Origin of the sequence: Streptomyces sp. CB01881 (assembly GCF_002953255.1) — a bacterium.
Lineage (GTDB): Bacteria > Actinomycetota > Actinomycetes > Streptomycetales > Streptomycetaceae > Kitasatospora.
The window spans coordinates 1,088,582-1,108,843 of record NZ_CP026498.1; the positions used below are offsets into that span (position 1 = coordinate 1,088,582).

Sequence of the window (20,262 nt, forward strand, 5' to 3'; positions counted from 1 at the left end):
CCGGCCCGCAAACGACTGCGGGCCGCAAACGACTTCGGCCCGCAGACGGCTCCGGGCCGCTGCCCGTCGGCAGCGGCCCGGAGGACCGGCCGGGGGAACCGGCCGGAGGGAACGACGGGTCAGCTCGCGCCGGCCGCCGGCCGCGCCGCCGGGTCGGCGGGCAGGGTCCGCGGGTAGCGGCGCCCGTTGAGCATCTTGCCGATCCAGGTCGAGCGGACCAGGTAGTGGTAGCTCAGGAAGAGGATCGGCAGCGCGATGGCCAGGATGAGCGGGTACTTGAGGGCCCAGTTCAGCGGCCAGTCCCGCATCAGGACCTGGAGGGCCATCACCAGGGGCATGTGGATGATGTAGATCCAGTACGACGCGTCCGCGATGTAGCGCCGGACCGGACTGAAGCCCGAGAAGAAGTGCAGCGCGGCGCCGACGAGGCCGAGCGTCCAGAGCCAGCCCGCCAGACCGTAGCCCAGCGCGCAGAGCAGCTTGGTCGAGCCGGTGAGCGCCTCCAGTTCGACGTGGCCGTCGACGGTGACCACCGAGGACTGCGGGTCGAACCCGCCGAGGGCGGCCGTCGCGGCGGTCACGGCCGCCGCTGCGGCGACGTAGCCGATCCAGCGCGTGCGCCAGCCCTGGAGGATGGCGGGGTTCTTCTGCAGGTACCAGCCGAAGGAGAAGGCGACGGCGTAGCCGACCGCGGTCGGCAGCTGGGGCACCAGGTCCGTGTTGGGCGTGGGGAGGCCCTCCCACAGGTGCCACTGGTCGAAGAAGTACAGGCAGAGCGCGACGGGCAGCGCGAGCACGGCCGGCTCGGCCCCCAGGGCGCAGACCCGGCCGAGGAACCGCTCCAGGACGTTGCCCCCGGACGCGGAGGCCGACGGGGACTCCCCGCCCTTGCGGAACAGGCCGAGCACCTTGTGCCCGACGAGCACCGCCACGTACAGCCAGTACAGCACCCAGAGGAACCAGAGGTGCGCCAGCGGGATGGGCACGATCGCCCGCGTCGGGACCAGGCTGTCCACCGGGCCCTTGATGCCGAGCACCACGGCGACCAGGATCACGTTCGCCGGCAGCACCAGCAGGATGCCGAAGAGCAGCGGCAGCAGGATGCGCTTGCTGCGCTCCTTGAAGAAGCCGCGCGCCTTCAGCCGCCGGTACTGCATGCGGCCGAAGAAGCCCGCCAGCAGGAAGAAGACCGGCATCCGGAACAGGTGGATGACGAAGTAGGCCAGGGCGAGCGGGGAGCTCGGGGAGTTGTCGACGATCGGCCAGCCGGTGTAGTGGAACCCGGGGATGAAGGAGAGCGTCCCGTGCAGCACCACGCCGAGCAGCAGCGCGAACCCGCGGAGCGCGTCCAGGCCGTGGTACCGCTCGGAGGGTGCCTTGGCGGGGGCCGCGGCCTGCGCGGGTATCTTCTGGCCAAGGTCGACTGACGGGCTACCAGTCTTTTGTTTCATGATTTCCTCGCCGGGGGAATCGGTCGCGTCGGAGGATCGGTCGCGTCGGACGGTGGACGGGTGGTGCGTGCCGGTTCGGTCCCGGGGTTACTTCTCCTGCGCGGCCGCGGCGGCGCTCTCGTTCCGGCGCGGGCTGCCGGAGCCGGCGCTCCGCCCGAGGTCCTGGAAGTTCTTCGTCGCGATGTTCAGGCAGAACGAGGGCGAGATGCGGAAGAGCCACCAGAACAGCTTCCAGAATCCGGGGACGACGATGACGCCCTGGTTCTTGGCGACGGCGTCGAGCGCCTTCCTGGCGAACTCCTCCGGGGAGATCGGCTTCTTCTCCTCCCACATCGCCTTGGTCTGCTCGCCGCTCACGCCCTCGACCTCACGGCCGTACGCGCCGCCCTCGATGAACGGGGTCCGGATGACGCCCGGGCAGAGCACGCTGACCCGCACGCCCAGCTGCGCGGCCTCGGCCCGCAGGTTGTGCGAGAGGCCGACGACGGCGTGCTTGGTGGTCACGTAGGAGGTGGTACCGGGGCTCGGGACCAGGCCCGCCATGGAGGCGGTGTTCACGATGTGGCCGAAGCCCTGGTCGATCATCACGTTGTAGGCGGCCTGGACGCCGTTGACGGTGCCGCCGAGGTTGACGTCGATGACCCGCCGCCAGTCCTCGATGCGGTAGTGCCGGGCGCCCGCGCCCATGCCGTGGCTGATGCCGGCGTTGTTGAACAGGTAGTCCAGGCGGCCGGTCCGCGCGACCGTGTCCTTGACGAGCTGGGCGAACTCGGCGTGGTCGGTGACGTCCAGCCGGGCGGCCACGGCCTTGCCGCCGGCGGCCCGGATCGCGGCCGCCACCTCCTCGGCCTGCTCCAGCTGGAGGTCGGCGAGGACCACCTCGCAGCCGCGGGCCGCGAGGTCCTGCGCCAGTGCGCGGCCGATGCCCGACGCGCCACCCGTGATGATCGCGGTCGCGTCCTTGTAGATTCTGATTGCGCTGCTCTGCGCTGCCATGACCGGTTTTCCCTCCAGGACTCCGATGGTCGGCCCGGGTCCGAGGCCGTCAGCCTCGTACCGAAGCCGTCTGCTCCTGAAAATCGCTCATCGATTTCAGGTTGTTTCCGAAACGGTTGATGGTGCTGGTCTGCACAGAGCCGCTGCCCGGCGGAAGGAGGTACTTCACGAAGGTCGCGAGCGTGGCGCTGGGCCCGAGGTCGATGAAGGTCGCATCGGTCTCGGCGGTCATCCTCCCGATGGTCCGCGAGAACTCCACCGGGTTCCTCATGGCCGCCCAGATCCCGTCCGCCGTCACGGAGTCGACCGGGCCGGCCGTCGTCGAGGAGACGATCGGGATCTGCGGCGGCGCGAAGCCCAGGCCGCCGAGGAGGCTGCGGACCTCGGGCTCGACGGGGTCGATGAGCTCCGTGTGCACGCCCCAGTTGACGGGCAGCCGCTCGCAGAGCACGCCCTCGCCCTTGAGGGCGGCCTGGAGGTCGTCGATCCGCGCGGCGTGCCCGCTGACGACGAAGTTGCCGTCGAAGTTGCGGCCCGTCACCCAGGTGCCGGCGAAGAGGGACGCGTGGGTGTGCAGGAGTTCGGGCGGGCCGACGATCGCCAGCATGCCCGCGCGCGGCGTCCGGTCGGCGAGCAACCGCGCGAAGTCCACCGCGAAGGAGATGCCGAGCTCCAGCGGGAAGACCTCGGCGACCACGGCCGCGGTGATCTCCCCCAGGCTGTAGCCGAGCAGGAAGTCCGGCCGGTAGCCCAGCTCCTGGACGACGCGGGTCAGGCTGTACTCGACGCAGAGCAGCGCGGCGTTGGAGTCCGCGAGCGAGTCGAAGGGATCGCTCTTCTGCCGGGCGGGGTCGAAGACGGTGTCCAGCAGCGACTTGCCGAGGACGGGCGAGGCGATGTCGTCGCAGTGGTCCAGCCAGAGCCGGTAGCGCGGGTGCTGCTCGTACAGCTCGCGCGTCATGTGGAAGTACTGGGAGCCCTGGCCCGAGTACATGAACACTATGGGTTTGGTCATCGCCGGTGCTTCCCAGGGGTGTCGGTCGTGGGCGGGCCCGCGGCGGCGTTCCGGGACGCCGCGGCGGTCAGCATTTCTGCAGGCAGATCGCCGAGCTGATCCCGCCGAACCCCATGCTGAGGCTGACGGCCGTCTCGAACGACCAGGGTTCCGCCTCCTCGCGCACCCAGGGGAACGACGGGTCCACCGGGTCGGCCAGGTTGCGGGTGGGGTGCAGCTTCTGCTCGCGCATCTGCAGCAGCGTGGCCACGACCTCGACGGCGCCGGCGGCGGTCAGTCCGTGGCCGGTGATCGACTTCGTCGCGTTGATCCGCGCATGGGTGAGGCCGACCTCGCGCAGCGCCCGCAGCTCGGTGTCGTCGCCGGTGGGCGACCCGGTGCCGTGCGGGTTGACGTAGTCGACCGCGGAGGCCGGGATGCCCGCCTCCGCCAGCGCCGCCCGGACGACACCGACCTCGCCGTCGAACGACGGGTTGGGGTTGCGGTTGCCGTCCATCGCGGTCGCGCCGCCGCCGAACCGTGCGTACGGCGCGGGGTGCCGGCGGGCGCCCGCCCGCTCGACCACGACCGCGGCGCAGGCCTCGCCGAAGACGAAGCCGTCCCGCCCCCGGTCGAACGGGCGGCAGGCGGCGGCCGGGTCGTCGGCCCAGCGGGTCGACCCCATGGCGCCCATCGCCCGGAACGCCAGGCACTCCCAGTACGAGAGGTCCATCAGCGCGCCCATCGCGATGCAGACGTCGACCTGGCCGGACTGCACCGCCCGGACCGCCTGGAGCACGGCGAGCAGGCCGCTGGCCGAGGCCCCGCCGAGCGTCTGGGCGAAGCCCCGGATCGGGAACGCCTCGGTGCAGAACCCGCACAGGTCGGTGTCCATGAAGGCCATGCCGTACGTGGGGCGCAGGAACTCGGGGCGCTCCGCGTGCCGGGCGTGGAGCTGCGTCAGCTCCCGCTGCTGGACGTTGGAGCCGCCGATCACCAGGCCGATGCGGCGCGGGTCGGCGTCGTCCAGCCCGGCCTCGTGCCAGGCCTCGTCCAGGGTGGCCAGGGCCGCCCGCGAGGACAGCGAGGCCGTCCGCAGGACCCGCGGCGGGACGGCCGCGGGCATGGTCAGCTCGCCGATCTCGGCGCCCAGGAAGGACGCCTCGGCGCCGTCCGGCGTCCCGGCCGGGGCAGGCGGCACCTGCCGGCCGGGACGCTTCAACGTGCCGAAGGCGTGGCGGCCGCCGAGGAGCGCGGCGGTGAAGTCGCCCTTGCCCTGGCCCACCGCGCTGGTGACGCCGAGGCCCGTGACGACGACGTCGCGGGTGTCAGGAGTTCGACTTGCCATGGATGAGCTCCGCCAGTTCGCCGATGTTCTTCGCGTTCGCCAGCTCGGACAGCGGGATGCTGACCTCCAGCGACTCCAGCGTCATCATGAGGATCTCGGCCCGGTCGATGGAGTTGGCGCCGAGCTCCTTCAGCGAGTCGGCGGGGTCGAAGGCGTGCTCCTCCAGCTCCGGGAGGACCTCGCGGGTGTGCTCGACGATGAGCTTGAAGACGTCCTGGTTCGACGGCATGGTGTCGCTCTCCTAGTACTGGGAGGTGATGAGGTCACGGACCTCGGGCTGGTGGAAGGTCTTGTCGTGCATGGCCACCTCGCGCTCGATGTAGCGCGGGAGCTCCGCGCGCAGCTCGGCCACCAGGTGGTCCTTGAGCGTGATCAGCGAGAGCCGCGGCTTCTCGGCCAGCGTCTCGGCCAACTCGACGGCGTAGGGCAGCACTTCGGCGCGCGGAAGGACGGGGAAGGGGATTCCCCGCTCCTTCAGGTCGCGGCCGTAGTACGTCTTCGCGGAGAGCAGCATCTCCTCGCCGAGGCTGAAGCCGAGCTTCTTCGGCAGGATCAGCGTCGCCCCCATGCCCGGCGTGAAACCGTAGCGCATGAAGTTGGTGGTGTAGATGCTCTCCTGACTGAGGATCACGAAGTCGGAGAAGAGTCCCATCGCGAAGCCGCCGCCGATGCCGTGGCCCTGCATCGCGGAGATGACGGGAACGGGGCAGTCCAGCGCCAGGCCGTAGATGTCGGAGTCGGTGAAGCTGATCTGCCGGTCCTGGATCTGGAGCAGGCTCTCCTTCCGGCCGCCGCTGGCGAAGTAGGTGCCGTAGCCCGTGAGGATGACCGCCTTGCAGCGCTCGTCGGCCTTGACCTTCTCGAAGGCCTCGCTCAGGCCGATGATGAGCTGGTCGGAGAAGGTGTTCTTGTGCTCCTTGTCCTGCATGGTGATCTGGACCACGGAGGGTCCCAGCTGGGTGTAGTCGACGGCTGCGCCCGGCATGCCCTACTCCCCTTCCCAGGGAAACTTCCCTGTGTTCACGTAGCGCGCGATCTTCTGCAGGTTCTCCCGGTCGGAGAACACCTCACGGTTGGCCTCGACGGCCTTCTCCCGGGAGGGGATCAGGATGTCGTCGAGGTTGCGCAGGTACTTCTTGTAGCGGGCGACACCGGTCTTGGGCAGGTACCGCAGCCGCAGGATGTGCTTGCGCAGCAGGTTGCCGCTGTTCTCCTCGGCGGCGTCCACCAGCTGCCAGTCCACCGCCTGCTGCGCGGTGAACGGCTGGGTGGTCAGCGTGATGTAGTTGGCCCGGGCCGGGCCGACCTTCCTGATCAGGAAGGGCAGGACGCAGGCCGGCATCAGCCCGAAGAGCAGCTCCGAGAGGCTGAACACCGACCTGTCCTCGCACACGACGATGTCGCAGGCGGCGACGAAGCCCAGGCCCCCGGCGTTGACCTTGCCGCGGACGTGCGCGATGGAGACGAACGGGCCGAGGGCCAGCGAGAGCCAGAGGTCGTACAGGGCCTCGGCGTGCGACTTCTCGTGGCCGCCGCTCTCCTGGGAGCCGAGCTCCCGGAAGTCGGCGCCCCAGCAGAACACCTCGGGCAGGCCTTCCAGGACGATGACCTTGGCGTGCTCCTCGCAGTGGCGCACCACGGCGGTGCACTCCTCGACCAGCCGGCGGTTGATCGCGTTGTCCGCGTCGGGCCGGTGGAGTTGGAGGAAGCAGATCTCGTCCTGGAACCTGACCTTGACGGTCTCGAACTCCGCGGTGTTCAGGACAGCCACTCGTACTCCCGGTGGAACTCGTTGATCCGCTTGAGGAAGAGGAGTTCCTTGCCGAGCGTCTTGCGCGCCTCGGGCACGATGCCGGTGTCGAGGACGGCGTTGCGGGTCCCGAACTTCACCGCGTGGTTGGTGCGCAGCAGCATGTCGTACTCCGGCATGCTCAGTTCGTAGCGCTTGTCGAGGTGCTTCTCGATCTCGAAGCGGCGCACGTGGTCCTGGCTCTCCTGGCGGACGACGCCGCTGAAGAACTCCGAGCAGCAGCCGGAGCCGTAGGAGAAGACGCCGACGCGCTGCGGGCTGGAGAGGTCCGCGTTGTCGATGGTGCTGGCGAGCGAGAGCATCGTGGTCGCGCCCATGACGTTGCCGACGCGCTGGCAGTACGTCAGGCCCGGGTGCATCCGGCGCTGGAAGTCCTCCTCGATCGCCGCCGGGCGCGCCTTGACGAACTTGCGCATCAGGTTGCGGTGCGCACCCTTGATCATCCCGCCGAAGGGCGTGTGGAAGGCCAGGTAGCCGAAGCTGTTCACGAAGTCGACGTCGCCGACGCGCCGCTGGTACTCCAGGAAGGCGTTCTCGCAGCAGTCGAGGTACGAGAGCAGCGACAGCTCCGCGTTGCCGGCCTCGCTGTCGGCCAGCGGGCGGCAGGTGTCCATGACCTCGTGGCCGTAGTAGCCGCTGGCGCCGACGTCGATCTGGAAGACGTTCGGGGTGTCGCTGATGAGCATCGCCACGGCGCCGGCGCCGCCGCTCGGCTCGGCGAAGGACCAGTCCTCGGAGAGCGCGTCGCCGCCCTCCGCCACCATGAACCGCGTGATGTCGGTCGCGATGACCAGGGCCTTCGCGCCGGGGGAGGTCTGCGCGAGGATGAAGTTGGCCGCCATCTGCAGGGCTGCCACGCCGGAGTAGCAGGCGTTCTTGATCTCGAAGAGGCGACAGTTGCGGTTGAGCCCGAGCAGGCTGTGGAAGTACGTGCTCATGGACTTGCCGAAGTCGAACGCCGACTCGGTCGCGGTGATGACGAGCTCGATGCGGTCCCGCTCCTCGGGGGACATCGCGTCGATGATGGGCTTGGCCGCGTTGACACCGAAGGTCACCGGGTCCTCGTACGGCAGCGCGACGGTCTTCTCCTTCATGAGGAGGTTGTCGAACCTCGCGGTGTCGAGCCCGCGGTGGATCGCCAGCTTCTCCACGTTGACCTGGCAGGTGCCGGCGAAGACGTTCATCGCTTCGATTCCGACGGTCGTCATCTTTTCTCTCCCTGGGACTTACTGGTCGGCTCGGGCCGGTTCGCTGCGCTAGTTGATGGGCTCGATCTCGGTCAGGTCGAAGTAGCCCCGGTAGCCGTTCATGTAGACGGCCGGACGGTGACCGAAGAGGACGGTCGCCTCGGTCGCGGTCCGCAGGCTCCCGTAGTCGCCGGTGGTGGACTTGACGAGGGTCCCGACCGGGTACGCGTCGTTCCACCGGCGGACCAGTTCCGCCGCCGACTGGCGGGGCTTGGCGGCGACGGCCGGGCGCGGCTTGGCGGCGGCGGGCGCCGAGTGCCGGACGGGGTTCGGGATCTCGCGGCGGATCTTCTTCACCAGCTTGGTGAGGACGTCGCCGTGGCCGATCTCCTCGAACTCCATTCCCTCGTAGCCGAGGAGGTGTTCCACGGTGTCGGTCCACCGCACCGAGCTGACGATCTGCTTCGCCAGGTTCTCCTTGACGAGGTCGTTCTCGTAGGGCCTTCCGGTGACGTTCGAGATCACCGGAATCCGCAGCTCGGAGAAGGGGATGCCGGCGAGGAACTCCTCGAACTCGGCGCGGGCCGGCTCCATGTAGCGGGAGTGGAAGGCGCCGCTGGTGTTCAGTGCGACGAAGAGGTGGTTGCCCGTCTGGAAGTGCGGCTGCGCGGCCCTGATGTCCTCGACCAGGCCCGAAATCACGATCTGGGAGGGCGTGTTGTAGTTCGCCAGGTCGACGGAGGTGAGGCCGTTCTGCTCCAGGACGGTTCTGATCTCCTTCTCCGAGGCGTTCAGCACGGCCGCCATGCCGCCGCCGGAGGCCTGGGCCATCAGCTCGCCGCGCTTCTTCACCAGCCGCAGGCCGGTCTCGAAGTCGAAGCACTCCGCGGCCAGCAGTGCGTTGAACTCGCCGAGGCTGTGGCCGGCGACGAAGTCCGGCACCTGGCCGGTCTCGCGGAGCTTGCGGTAGTAGGACAGGGCGTTGACCACGTACAACGCGGGCTGGGTGTACTCGGTCTGGTTGAGCAGGCCCTGGGGGTCCTCCAGGCAGAGGGTCTTGACCGAGTAGCCCAGGATCGAGTCGGCGGCGCGGGTGAGGTCCTCGAACTCGTCGAAGAGCGCGCCGCCCATTCCCTTCCGCTGCGATCCCTGACCGGGGAAGACGTATGTCCGCATGGAGAACCCTTTCTCGTCTTTCGGTGTGTTGGCGATGGTCGCCCGACCGCCCGGCTGCTCTGCCGCACGGTTGTCCGACCGCTCGTGCTGCACGACCTCTCGGCTGCTCTGCCGCTCGTGCCGCCCGACCGTTCGCATCTCTCGGCTGCGCGTACTTCCCGTCCGGCTGCGCGTACTGCCCGTCCGCGCACGCCACGACGGACCGGATGAGGCCCGGCAGGGGGCGACCGCCCGCCCCTTACCTGCTCGTCCCGGAAATGCCCGCGGCTCTCCGCACTCCTCGCCGGCCGGCACCTCGTCGCGCCCTGCCAGGCCGTGTTGGACCGGCCGGCAGTTGACGTGACATCAGCCTTTGTGCCCCCCCTGGTTACCGACGGTGACGGATAATCAGATCATAGTGCCTGGCTGCACGGGGTGACCAGTGTGACAATTCCCATCGGCCGTCAGGGCGGCATCGCGCCCGCACCACGCCGGTTTCAAGCCAGGGCGTGCAGCCGCTCCGTCAGAATCCCGGCGGCCTCCCGCATGAGCCCGGCCGCGATCCGGTCCACGTGCCGGTTGCGCCAGTTCTCCTGCGGGGTCCCCTTCACCCACTGGTTGTAGGAGCCGAGCGCGGGACCGGTGTGGACCTGCACGTTCGCCGGATCGCGCTCGGGGTCCGTGAACGAGAGCCGGCTGGTGTACCCGTAGTACCAGCGGAAGATCAGCGCCATCCTGCGTTTCGGGCTGCGCTCGGCACGCCCGATCTCGGCCACCCGGCCGGTGCGTTCCAGATGCTCCCTGGTCTCCCGCCAGACCTCCTCCACGCTCCGCTTGAAGTACGTCTCCTGGATCTGCCGCCGGGTGCCCTCCGGAATCTCGTCCCAGGAGTCGTAGGACTTGTAGAGCGCGAACAGCTTGTTGGCCCGGGCGGGAAAGAGCACGCCCTTCCTCAACACCTGGACCAGCGCGCCGATCTCGAACATGTCACCGGCCGGACAGTAGTCGGTGTCCTGGACGTCGATTTCCTGCAACCGGTCCTTCACCGCGTCGGTGATTCCGGCCTCCACCGTGCACTGGTTGACCGAACCCGTCATCACGAAGTCCGCACCCATGGTGAAGGCCGCGGCGACGGCCTGCGGGGTGCCGATCCCGCCCGCCGCCCCCAGCCGGATCTCCTCGGTGTACCCGAACTCCCGGGTCAGGTCGCGGCGCAGGGCCTGCATCGACGGCAGCAGCACGGTGGGCACGCCGCGGTCCGTGTGGCCCCCCGAGTCCGCCTCGATGCAGAGGTCCTGGGCCACCGGGACCCCCCTGGCCAGCCCGGCCTGCTCGGGGGTGACCCGGCCCTGCGCCAGCAGCTGCGCGACGAGGGCCTGCGGCGCGGGCCGCATGAACTCCCGCGCCACCTCGGGGCGGGAGACCTTCGCCACGATCCGGTGGCCCCGCACGACACCGCCGTCAGGACCCCGGCGCAGCCCGCTCAGGTGGAACAGCACCAGGGCCGGCGTGACCTTGACGAAGGCCGAGGCCTCGACGATGCGCACGCCCTCGGCGAGCAGCCGCTCGACGGCGGCCGTCTCGCGCGCCGGGTCCTGGAGGTCGCAGAGCAGGTTGACGCCGAACGGCTGGTGCGGCGCCAGGTTCCGGCGGATGTGGGCGATGTCGCCCCGCACCCGGTCCGGGCTCAGCCCCGCCGCCCCGAGGAAGCCCATGAAGCCGCCGCGCCCCATGGCGACCACCAGCTCCTTCGAGGCGATGCCCCGGTACATCGACCCCGACAGGTACGCGTAGTCGACGCCGAAGTCCCTGCGGAAGGACTCGCTCCCGAGCCTCCGTGCCACGCTGTCCAATGCAGCCCCCTGCTCGACGGGCCGGGGACGGCCGCCCCCTTCCGGGAGGCGGCCGCCCGCCCACTGTTCCTGGTGTCCCTGCGGGCGCGCCGCCCCGGTCACTTCTTGCTGCGCGAGCTCCGCCGGCGACGGCCCACCCAGGTCTTGGCGGCCGCGATCCGCTTCTCCTCCCGGCTGCCGGAGTAGAACAGCTCGCAGAAGGAGCGGATGGCGGAGAGCGACTTCGGGTCGCTGAGGATCACGAAGTGGTTCGAGGAGTCCACGTCGGTCCGGTGGAAGTTGGGCAGCTGCTGCTGCCACTCCTCCCAGTAGTTCACCTGGTCCAGCGCCGTGCCGTCCTCCTGGGTGGAGAAGACCGGTTCGAGCTCCCCGTAGAAGAGGCCGCTCTTGTTGCGGAAGTAGAAGCAGGTGACGGACTCCGGCCGGGCGAGCGGACGGACGTCGTACTCCAGGACCCCGTAGGCCTCCTGGACCCGGACGTTCTGCTCCACGAGGGCGCGCAGCGCCTCCGCGGAGCCGCCCAGGCCGCGCTGCTGCGCGACCGCGATCAGCCGGTCGAGCAGCTCGTCGTCGCCCTGGCTCCAGTCGACCTCGGCGGCCGCGATGAACGCGTCCGCGAAGTTCTCCGGAGCCGGCCTGACGGCCGCGAACAGCAGGGCGTTGACCTGCTGGAGCACCATGTCCTTACGTGACATGGTCATTTCCTTCACCCTATCACCGTACATCGCGTCGACCATGACGATGGTCTCCACCGTCTCGCCCTGCTCCTGCAGTTGACGGGTCACCTCGTACGCCAGCAGGCCGCCGAGCGAGTAGCCGCCGAGGTCGTACGGACCCTCGGGCTGGACGGTGCGGATGATGTGCGCGTAGTGCGCGGCCATGGCCGTGATGCCGTTCAGCGGCTCCGCGTCGGACATCCAGCCGCGTGCCTGGATGCCGTGGAAGGGCCGCCCGAACGCGTCGGCGACCGCGCCGTAGACCTCCAGCCCGCCGAGCCCGCCGTGGAACCAGAAGACCGGCCGGCCCTCGGTGACGGCGTTGAGGCGGATCACCTCGGGGAAGCGCGCCTGGGGCTGCGCGGCCCCGGCGGCCGCGGCGGCGGACGGGACGGCGGAGCCGAAGCGGCGCACCAGGTCCCGGGTCGACCGGCAGTCGGCCAGGGCCTGGAGGTCGGCCGCGGGGTCGACCTCCGTCTGGATGCCCTTCACCAGCTGCATCGCCAGGATCGAGCTGAACCCGAGGTCCTGGAGCGGCGCGTCGAGGTCCAGCGCGTCCGCCGGGACGCCCAGCAGGTCGGCGACCAGGACGGTGAGCCGCTCCGCGGCGCCGGTCCCCGCCGGGGCGGCCTGACCGTTCCCGGCCGGGGCCGGGACCACCGGCGCGGGCGCGGGGACGGGCGCGGACGGCTCGCCCTGGGGCACCCAGTACCGCTTCCGGTCGAACGGGTAGGTCGGCAGCGTCCGCAGCATCCGCGGCGCCCGGCCCTCGCGCGGGAGGGCCTCCCACGGCACGTTCCCGCCCCGGGCCCAGAACAGGGCCACGTTCTCGGGCCGGTTCTCCGCGAGCAGCTCGCGGACCACCGCGTCCCCGACCCGTCCGCTCAGCAGGGCGCCGAGCTCCGAGTCCTCACGTCGCGCGTCGCCCGTGAAGAGCGGCACCGGGGCCTGGCCGGCGGTGCCGGCGAGGTAGTGGCCGAGGCCCGCGACGAGCTCGCCGGTGCTCCCCGCCACCAGCGCCAGCCGCGCGTCCATGGCCTCGCGCCCGCTCTGCAGCGTGTGGGCGAGGTCGGCGAGGGAGAGCCCGTCCTGCGCGTTCACGAACTCCAGCAGCCGCTCGGCGACGGCCTTCAGCCGGCCCTCGTTGCGCGCGGAGAGGACGACGACCTGCGGTGCCCGGTCGTCCTCGTGCCCGTCGGCGACGGACTGCTCGGGGACGTACTCCTCGACGACCAGGTGGGCGTTGGACCCGCCGGCGCCGAAGGCGCTGATGGTCGCGCGCCTCGGGTACTCACGCTCCTGCCCGTCGACGTCCACCACCGGCCGGTGCCAGGGCTGCGCCTCCCGCGGGAGGTAGAACGCCGTCCCGGCCGGCTGGACGCCGGGGTTGAGCCCGCCCTGCCCGACGAACGGGACGAGCCGGCGGTGCTTGAGCTGGAGGGCGACCTTGCTCAGCTGGGCGATGCCGGAGGCCGCCTCGGCGTTGCCGAAGGAGGACTTGACCGTGCCCAGGGCGCAGAAGCCCTCGTCCTGCGTGTGCCTGCCGAACACCTTGCGCAGCGCCGCGAACTCGATGGCGTCGCCCAGCTGGGAGCCGTTCGCGGACGCCTCCACGTAGCCGACCGTGCGCGGGTGGACGCCGGCCCGCTCCAGGTTCTCCTCGATCAGCTCCGCCTGCCGGTCGGGGCTGGGCACCATCGGGCCGTTGGTCCGGCCCTTGTGGTTGGTGGCGCTGGACCTGATGACGGCGAGGATCTCGTCCCCGTCGCTGACGGCCCGTGCCAGCGGCTTCAGCAGGACGGCGCCCACGCCCTCGGCGGGCAGGAAGCCGTCGCCGTCCAGGAAGGCCCGGCTGCCGGGATCGCTGCCGGTGAGGCCGGTCAGGCTCAGCCCGAGGAACTTCTTCGGGTGGAGCGTCAGGTTGACGCCGCCCGCGATCATCATGTCGCAGCCGCCGCGGCGGAGTTCCTCACAGGCCATGTGGATGGCGACGAGCGAGGAGGAGCAGGTCGTGTCGACCGCGAGGCTCGGCCCCTGGAGGTCGAAGAAGTGCGACACCCGGTTGGCGATGGCGCTGTAGGACATCACCGAGGTGATGGACTCGTGGACGATGTCGGACGACAGCAGCTGGTACTGCTGGTACATCGCGCCGACGTAGACCCCGACCCGGCTGCCGTACGCGGTGCGCAGGCGCTCGCGGGTGTAGCCGGAGCCCTCCAGGAGGTTCCAGACGCACTCCAGGAAGAGGCGCGTCTGCGGGTCCGTGATCGCCGCCTCGCGCGGCGAGACGTTGAAGAACAGCGGGTCGAAGTCGGCGACGCCGTCGATGAACCCGCCCCACTTGGTGGGGGTCCGGCCGGGCTTGTTCTGCTCCGGGTCGTAGTAGAGCTCGTGGTCCCAGCGGTCCTCGGGGACCTCGGTGACGAGGTCGCGCCCGGCGGCCATGGCGTCCCAGAGCTCGTCGAGGTCCCTGGCCCCGGGGTAGCGGCCGGAGAGGCCGACCACCGCGATGGCGTCCTCCTGCGGCGCGGACCGCCGCTGCGGCGCGTCGTCGGCGGGCTCCCGCCGTACGGGTGCCGCGGTGGCGGCCGTGGCGGCGGGAGCGGACGGGACCGTGGCGGCGGAGGCGGGCGGCGCGGCGGGGACCGCGGGCGGCGCGGCGGGCGCGGCCGGTTCCGGCGACGCGTCGCGGATGCCCAGCACCGACTCCAGCGCGCCCGCGTGGGCGCCGAGGAAGTAGCCGCTCAGGTCGTCGATGGTCTGGTGCTCGAAGAAGAGCGTCTTCGACAGCGAGCCGAAGTCGGCCTCCAGCCGGTTGGTGACGGCGAGCGCCAGCACCGAGTCGATGCCGAACCGCTCGAACGGCGCCCCGGGGTCGATCCGGTGCGCGGGCACCTGGATCACCTCGGCGAGGGTGTTCCTGAGGTACGTGACCAGCTCGGCGCGGACGGCCTTCCGTCCGGCACCCGCGGAGCCTGCGGCGGGCCTGGCCGGCGCAGGCGCGGGCACGGCCGCGGGCCGGGGCTCCGGCTGCGGGGCCCCGTGCAGCACGGTCCGCCGGATCCTCTCCGCGTCCCCGGCGATCACCAGGACCTGGGTCCGCGGCGCGCCGAGCGCGGCGTACAGCGCGGCGAGCCCGGTGGCGGTCGGCATGGGCACCATGCCCAGCCGCTCGCGCATCACCGTCTCGGTGGCGGCGTCGACGCGCATCCCGCCCTCGGCCCAGAGCGGCCAGTCGACGCAGACGGAGGCGCCGGAGCGCAGCCCGCGGGCCACCAGCTCCTGCCGGTGGTGCGTGTAGGCGTCCTGGAAGGCGTTGGCGGCGGCGTAGTCGGCCTGCCCGGTGTTGCCGAACACCCCGGCCGCACCGGCGCAGACGACCAGGAAGTCCAGCGGGACGTCCTTGCTGGCCTCGTCCAGGTTGACCAGGCCCGCCACCTTCGGCGCGAGCACCTCCCGGCACTCCTCGGCGGTCTTGCGCCGCAGGAGGCCGTCACGCAGGACGCCGGCGCTGTGGACGATGCCGTGCAGGGCGCCGTGCTCCTGGACGATCCCCTCGACCAGCGCCCGCACCTCGGCCGCCCGGGCGACGTCCACGCGCTCGTAGCGGACGTCCGCCCCCTGCGCGCGCCAGCCGTCCAGGACGGCCCGCTGCTCGGGGCGCAGCGCCGAGCGTCCGGCCAGCACGAGGGTGATGCCGTGCACCGTGGCCATGTCCTGGGCGAACAGGGTCGCGACGCCGCCGAGGCCGCCGGTGACGAGGTAGACCCCGCCGGTCCGCCAGGGCACCCGGGTCTCGGGCCGGTTGTCGCCCTCGGCCCAGGTCAGCGCCTCGGTGCGGCCGTCGCGGAAGCGCAGGCAGGCCTCGCCGGGGTGGCGGCGTCCGGCGGCGACCCGGCCGGCGAGCTGCGCGGCGGGCTCGTCCGGGTCGACCAGGACGGCCTGGGCCAGCAGCCGCGGGTCCTCGGCCTGGGCCGACTTCAGGAGGCCGAGCAGGCCCTGAACGGTCGCCGGCTCCCCCCGGTCGGGGACGACGAGCTGCACCAGCAGCCGCTCCCGGGCCGGGTCGTCCAGCAGGCGCCGGACGTGGGCGAGGGCCTGCTCGGTGTACTCGGTGAACCGCTCGGCGATCCCCGCGGCGGCGGAGGTCAGGGACAGCACCCGCACCGCCGGGTCCTGGCCGGCCAGCGCGTCGGCGAGGGCGGGCAGGTCGGGCAGCAGGACGGCGTGCCGGTGCGGTTCGACCGCCGCGGCGCCCGGGGCGGGCTCCCGCCAGGCAGGCACGAAGGCGACCGACTCCACCCCGGCGGCCCGGACCACGGGCGTCTCGGCGGCGGCGCCGACCTCGCCGTCCAGGACGCGGTAGGACATGCCCCTGATCCGGGCGCGCACCCCGCCCTGCTCGTCGCAGAGGTCGATGTCGAGCTTGAAGACCTTGCCGCCGCGCTCGACGCCCGCGCTGTAGCGGATCCAGGCCCACATCGCCTCGGTGCAGGAGCCGAGCACCTCCAGCTCGTCCAGGGCGAACGGCAGCGAGGGCTTCATGCCGGACACGTCGAGGGTGTCCGCGTCGCCGCCCGCCAGCCCCATGCCGAGCGAGGCCTGGAGCGTGGAGTCGAGGAGGCTGGGGTGCAGGACGTAGGCGTCCCGGGTGGCGCGCACCGAGGCGGGCAGCTTCAGCTGCACCAGGACCTGGTCACGGCCGATGTGCAGCCGTTCGATGCCGCGGTGCCCGTCCCCGTAGCTGAAGCCGATGGCCTCGTACGCCGGGTAGAGGCGGTCGGCACCGATCTCGGTCCGGCCGCAGGCGGCCCGCAGGCCGGGCAGGTCGAGCACGGCCGGGCCGAGGTCCTTGAGGACCACCTGCCCCTGGCTGTGCACCACCGCGGCGCCGGGGGTGTCGCCGGCCGGGCCGGCGATCTCGTAGTCGGCCTCGTCGTGGCCCCTGGGCACCAGCGAGGTGGTGAGGGTGACGGGCTCCGCGCCGGCGGTCACCGGGCGCGCCCAGACGACGTTGCGCAGGGCGAGGCCGCGGCCGCCTTGGGCCGGTCCGCCGAGGGTGAGGGCGGCGGCGGCCCGGGCCATCTCCAGGCAGGCGACGCCGGGCAGGACCTTGTGGCCCTTCACCACGTGGTCGCGGAGGAAGAACTCCTCACCGGTGAACTCGGACCGGTAGCGCCGGGAGCGGAAGTCCGAGACGTCGGCGTGGAGCAGCGGGTGCGCGGCGGTGTGCTGGCCGGTCGCGGCCGGGAGCGCCGCGGTCTGCGGCTGCGCCTGCGGCACCCAGTACCGCTCGCGGGCGAACGGGTAGGTCGGCAGCGGGACGCGGGTGTACTGCCCGTCGGCGAACAGCGCGGCGTAGTCCAGGCCGTAGCCCTGGACGTAGAGGTCCGCGACGGTGGCGAGCAGTTCGGCGAGGGAGTCGGGGTCGGTGCCCGCCGCCGCCTGCCGGATGCACTCGTTGCCGAAGTTGCGCAGCGCGGCGCGCTCCTGGTTCCCCTGCGCGGGCACCTCGCCGGCGCAGACGCGCGGGCTCTGGCCCTTGGCCGTCCACAGCCGCAGGTTCTGGACCAGCTCGGCCTGGTCGCGCACGACCAGGGCCAGCCGGTGCGGCAGGTGCCTGCGGCCGACGAGCAGGGTGAAGCCGATGTCGCCCGGGTCGAGGCCGGGCTGCTGCTCGCAGTGCGCGAGGAGCCGTTCGGCCTGCTCCTCCAGCTGCTCGGCGGTGCCCGCGGACAGGGTGACGAGGTGCGCGGAGGGCCCGCCGGTGCGGTGGGCCCGGTACGGGGCCTCCTCGATCACCAGGTGGGCGTTGGTCCCGCTGACGCCGAAGGAGCTGACGGCGGCGCGGCGGGTGCCGTCTCCCCCGGCCTCCCAGGGGCGGTCCTCGGTGTTCACGTAGAACGGGCTGTCGGTGAAGTCGATGTGCGCGTTGCCCCGCTCGAAGTTGATCGAGGGCGGGATGCGCCGGTGGCGCAGCGAGAGCAGCACCTTGATGACGCCGGCGATGCCAGCGGCGGTGATGGTGTGGCCGAGGTTGGACTTGATCGAGCCCAGCGCGCAGTAGTCCCGCTGCTGGGTGTAGTGGCGGAAGGCCCGCTTGAGCGCCTGGTACTCGATCGGGTCGCCGAGCTTGGTGCCGGTGCCGTGGGCCTCCATCAGCTGGATGTGCTCGGGGTTGATCCCGAACGCGTCGTAGACCGAACGCTCCAGCCGCTCCTGGGACTTGGCGCTCGGTGCGGTGATCCCGTTCGACGCGCCGTCCTGGTTGACGCCGGAGCCGCTGATGACGCCGTGGATGTGGTCCCCGTCGGCGAGCGCGTCGCTGAGCCGCTTGAGGACGACGACGCCCGCGCCCTCGCCGGGGACGAAGCCGTCGGCGCGGTCGTCGAAGGTGTGGCAGCGGCCGCTCGCGGAGAGCATGCCGGCCTGTCCGGCGATCACCCAGAACTTGGGTGTGGTCTGGATGGCGACACCGCCGGCGATGGCCATCTCGGTCTCGCCGCCCCACAGGCCCTGGCAGGCGAGGTGGATGGCCACCAACGAGCTGGAGCACGCGGTGTCGACGGAGATCGCCGGGCCCTGGAGGTCCAGGTAGTAGGAGATCCGCGCCGGCATCGCCGAGAGCGCGTTGCCCCACATGGACTGCGGCGGCGCCTCGCCGCCGAACAGCTGCGCGTAGCCGCTCTCCTGGCAGCCGACGTAGACGCCGACCTTGCGGCCCCGGGTGCCGGCGCCCGCGTAGCCGGCGTCCTCCAGCGCCTTCCAGGACTCCTCCAGGAACACCCGCTGCTGGGGGTCCATGTAGGTCGCCTCGACGCCGGAGATGTTGAAGAACGTCGGGTCGAAGCGGTCGATGTCGTCGATGAAGCTGCCGTGTTCGCAGCGCTGCGCGCCCTCGGGGTGGTAGCCCGACATGTCCCAGCGCGAGATCTTCTCGATCAGGTCGTGGCCCTGCGCCAGGTGCTCCCAGAGCTGCTCGACGCCGGGCGAGCCGCCGAACCGGCCGCTCATGCCGACGATGGCGATCGGCTCCTTGTGCAGCGGGCCCGCCGGCTCGTGCGGTGCCCGCGCGGGAACCCGGGCCTGCTGGGCCTGCGGCGCGACGGCCGGCTGCGGGGCCGCGGGGTGTGCCGCCGGGAGCGGGGCGGGCTCGGCGGCCGGGGCGCGCAGCGCGGCAGGGAGCGAGGCGGTGGCCTCCGCGCGGTGGGCGCCGGCGATGTACCGGGCCAGCCGGTTCACCGAGCCGTGGTCGAAGAGGTCGGTGGTGGCCAGGTCGATGCCGATCTTCCGGTTGATCTCCTGGATGAGCTGCACGCCGATGATCGAGTCGATGCCGTAGTCCATGAAGGCGTCGTCCGCGGAGATCTGCGTCCGGTCGACCTTCAGGGAGAGCTTCAGTTGCTCGAAGATGACGTCCTTGACGTGCTGTTCCAGCACCTCGTCCGTGACCGCCGGTGTGCGGGCCCCGGTCCGCGCGGGGCGGTGCGCCGGGGCCTCGGGGCGGGCCGGGGCGTCCTGCGCGTCGGCGGCCCGCGCGGCGCCCCCGTCGGCGGGGGCGCCCGCGAGCTCCTGGCGGATCAGCCCGTCGCTGTCGGCCGCGATCACCTGGTGGCCCAGGTCGTGCAGCCGCTGCGCGGGGAACGACACCGCGCCGAAGCCCTCCTCGTCGAGCACCTCCTCCCAGGACTCGGGGGTCAGGCCCGGGCAGCCCGGGATGCGCAGCTCGGTGTCCTCGTACAGCCACCAGCCTTCGAGCAGGCCGAAGGTCAGGTGGGTGAAGAGCGAGTGCGAGGAGAGCTCGTTGGCGAGCAGGACGCCGTTCTCCTTCAGCGCGCCCTTGGCGTTGCGCAGCGTCCGGCGGATGTCCTTGGTGGCGTGCAGCACGTTGGTGGCGAGCACGATGTCGTAGGAGCCCGGCTCGACGTCCTGGCCGGCCAGCGGCGCCTCGACGTTGAAGATCCGGTAGTCGAGGTACGGGTACCTGGGCCCGTACTCCTTCTCCGCGTACATCAGGAAGGACTTGGAGAGGTCGGTGTAGCAGTACGTCTCGACGTGGGCGGCGAAGGGTTCGAGCCGCTCGAAGACCTTCACGCTCCCGCCGCCGGTGCCCGCGCCGATCTCCAGCAGGCGGATCCGCGCCGACGGGTCGCAGCGCACGATCTCCCGCACGATGCCGGCCACCGCGTCGGCCATGATGCCGTTGAAGGTGTCGGTGACGGGGTTGTTCTTGTAGATCCCCTCGACCAGCTCCATCGAGGAGTTGGGGAACATGACGTCGGTGGCGAGCACCTCGCCGGTCAGGATCCGCGGCAGGGCGCGCAGCATGGCGTCGAGGAGCACGACCTGCGCGCGCAGGTCGGCGTTGCGCGACCACTGCGCGCTGCGCTCCTCCCACTCCGCCCAGACGTCGCGGCTGCTGACCGCGTGCACCGGGCGGGCCTGTGCGGCGTCGCCGTGCAGGTAGCCGCGGTCGAGGAGCTGGCGGACGGACTCGTCCAGCCAGCGCCGCAGCTCCTCGCCGAGCGGCAGGCGGGGGGCGGCGTCCGAGAAGAGGCCCACGCTCTGCAGCTGGCTGAGCAGCAGGCGGCTCAGCAGGTCGTCGTCGACCAGGGTGTCCGCGGTGCCGTCGGCGGCCTCGACGGCCGGGGCCGCCGTGCCGTCCGCGATCTCCCGGCAGAGGCGGGCCAGGGGAACCCGTGTACCGCTGCGGGCGGTGGTGATGGCTTCGCGCCGGATGATGTGCTGCATG

At 71.5% G+C, this 20,262-nt stretch carries 11 protein-coding genes; all 11 read right to left on the minus strand.

Annotation, left to right across the window (positions count from 1 at the left end):
* Nucleotides 1–119: 119 nt before the first annotated feature.
* The 11 genes from C2142_RS05030 to C2142_RS05080 all read right to left on the minus strand — a co-directional run bounded on the left by C2142_RS05030 (nt 120) and on the right by C2142_RS05080 (nt 20,261).
* Entirely contained in the window at nt 120–1,451 is a 1,332-nt protein-coding gene (locus C2142_RS05030; RefSeq protein WP_148641262.1) for an acyltransferase family protein, read from the minus strand.
* 87 nt (nt 1,452–1,538) lie between these two features.
* Nucleotides 1,539–2,447: an SDR family oxidoreductase gene (locus C2142_RS05035; protein ID WP_148641263.1), complete on the minus strand. Its 909-nt coding sequence runs from the start codon at nt 2,445–2,447 to the stop codon at nt 1,539–1,541.
* Between the two features lie 49 nt (nt 2,448–2,496).
* Nucleotides 2,497–3,462, minus strand: coding sequence for an acyltransferase domain-containing protein (locus C2142_RS05040; protein WP_148641264.1), 966 nt, complete (start codon nt 3,460–3,462; stop codon nt 2,497–2,499).
* 67 nt (nt 3,463–3,529) lie between these two features.
* On the minus strand, nt 3,530–4,789 hold the full coding sequence (locus C2142_RS05045) for a beta-ketoacyl synthase N-terminal-like domain-containing protein (RefSeq protein WP_148641265.1): 1,260 nt from the start codon (nt 4,787–4,789) through the stop codon (nt 3,530–3,532).
* Entirely contained in the window at nt 4,770–5,018 is a 249-nt protein-coding gene (locus C2142_RS05050) for an acyl carrier protein (protein ID WP_148641266.1), read from the minus strand. Before C2142_RS05050 ends, C2142_RS05045 begins: the two co-directional genes overlap by 20 nt.
* A gap of 12 nt (nt 5,019–5,030) precedes the next feature.
* A complete protein-coding gene (locus tag C2142_RS05055) occupies nt 5,031–5,774 on the minus strand; it encodes a polyketide synthase (RefSeq protein WP_148641267.1) in 744 nt (247 codons plus the stop codon).
* A gap of 3 nt (nt 5,775–5,777) precedes the next feature.
* Nucleotides 5,778–6,560, minus strand: a complete 783-nt coding sequence (locus C2142_RS05060; protein ID WP_148641268.1) for an enoyl-CoA hydratase/isomerase — start codon at nt 6,558–6,560, stop codon at nt 5,778–5,780.
* Entirely contained in the window at nt 6,548–7,807 is a 1,260-nt protein-coding gene (locus C2142_RS05065; RefSeq protein ID WP_148641269.1) for a hydroxymethylglutaryl-CoA synthase family protein, read from the minus strand. The genes C2142_RS05060 and C2142_RS05065 overlap by 13 nt, the downstream gene beginning before the upstream one ends.
* A gap of 48 nt (nt 7,808–7,855) precedes the next feature.
* Entirely contained in the window at nt 7,856–8,962 is a 1,107-nt protein-coding gene (gene fabD, locus C2142_RS05070; protein WP_148641270.1) for an ACP S-malonyltransferase, read from the minus strand.
* A gap of 476 nt (nt 8,963–9,438) precedes the next feature.
* Nucleotides 9,439–10,785, minus strand: a complete 1,347-nt coding sequence (locus C2142_RS05075; protein ID WP_206670891.1) for a PfaD family polyunsaturated fatty acid/polyketide biosynthesis protein — start codon at nt 10,783–10,785, stop codon at nt 9,439–9,441.
* Between the two features lie 107 nt (nt 10,786–10,892).
* Complete coding sequence (locus tag C2142_RS05080; RefSeq protein WP_148641272.1) at nt 10,893–20,261, minus strand: SDR family NAD(P)-dependent oxidoreductase; 9,369 nt, start codon at nt 20,259–20,261, stop codon at nt 10,893–10,895.
* Nucleotide 20,262 lies beyond the last annotated feature (1 nt).

Coding starts and splice junctions, on each gene's coding strand:
- C2142_RS05030 (WP_148641262.1), bottom strand. CDS start 1,451: ATGAAACAAAAGACTGGTAGCCCGTCAGTCGACCTTGGCCAGAAGATA.
- C2142_RS05035 (WP_148641263.1), bottom strand. CDS start 2,447: ATGGCAGCGCAGAGCAGCGCAATCAGAATCTACAAGGACGCGACCGCG.
- C2142_RS05040 (WP_148641264.1), bottom strand. CDS start 3,462: ATGACCAAACCCATAGTGTTCATGTACTCGGGCCAGGGCTCCCAGTAC.
- C2142_RS05045 (WP_148641265.1), bottom strand. CDS start 4,789: ATGGCAAGTCGAACTCCTGACACCCGCGACGTCGTCGTCACGGGCCTC.
- C2142_RS05050 (WP_148641266.1), bottom strand. CDS start 5,018: ATGCCGTCGAACCAGGACGTCTTCAAGCTCATCGTCGAGCACACCCGC.
- C2142_RS05055 (WP_148641267.1), bottom strand. CDS start 5,774: ATGCCGGGCGCAGCCGTCGACTACACCCAGCTGGGACCCTCCGTGGTC.
- C2142_RS05065 (WP_148641269.1), bottom strand. CDS start 7,807: ATGACGACCGTCGGAATCGAAGCGATGAACGTCTTCGCCGGCACCTGC.
- fabD (WP_148641270.1), bottom strand. CDS start 8,962: ATGCGGACATACGTCTTCCCCGGTCAGGGATCGCAGCGGAAGGGAATG.
- C2142_RS05080 (WP_148641272.1), bottom strand. CDS start 20,261: ATGCAGCACATCATCCGGCGCGAAGCCATCACCACCGCCCGCAGCGGT.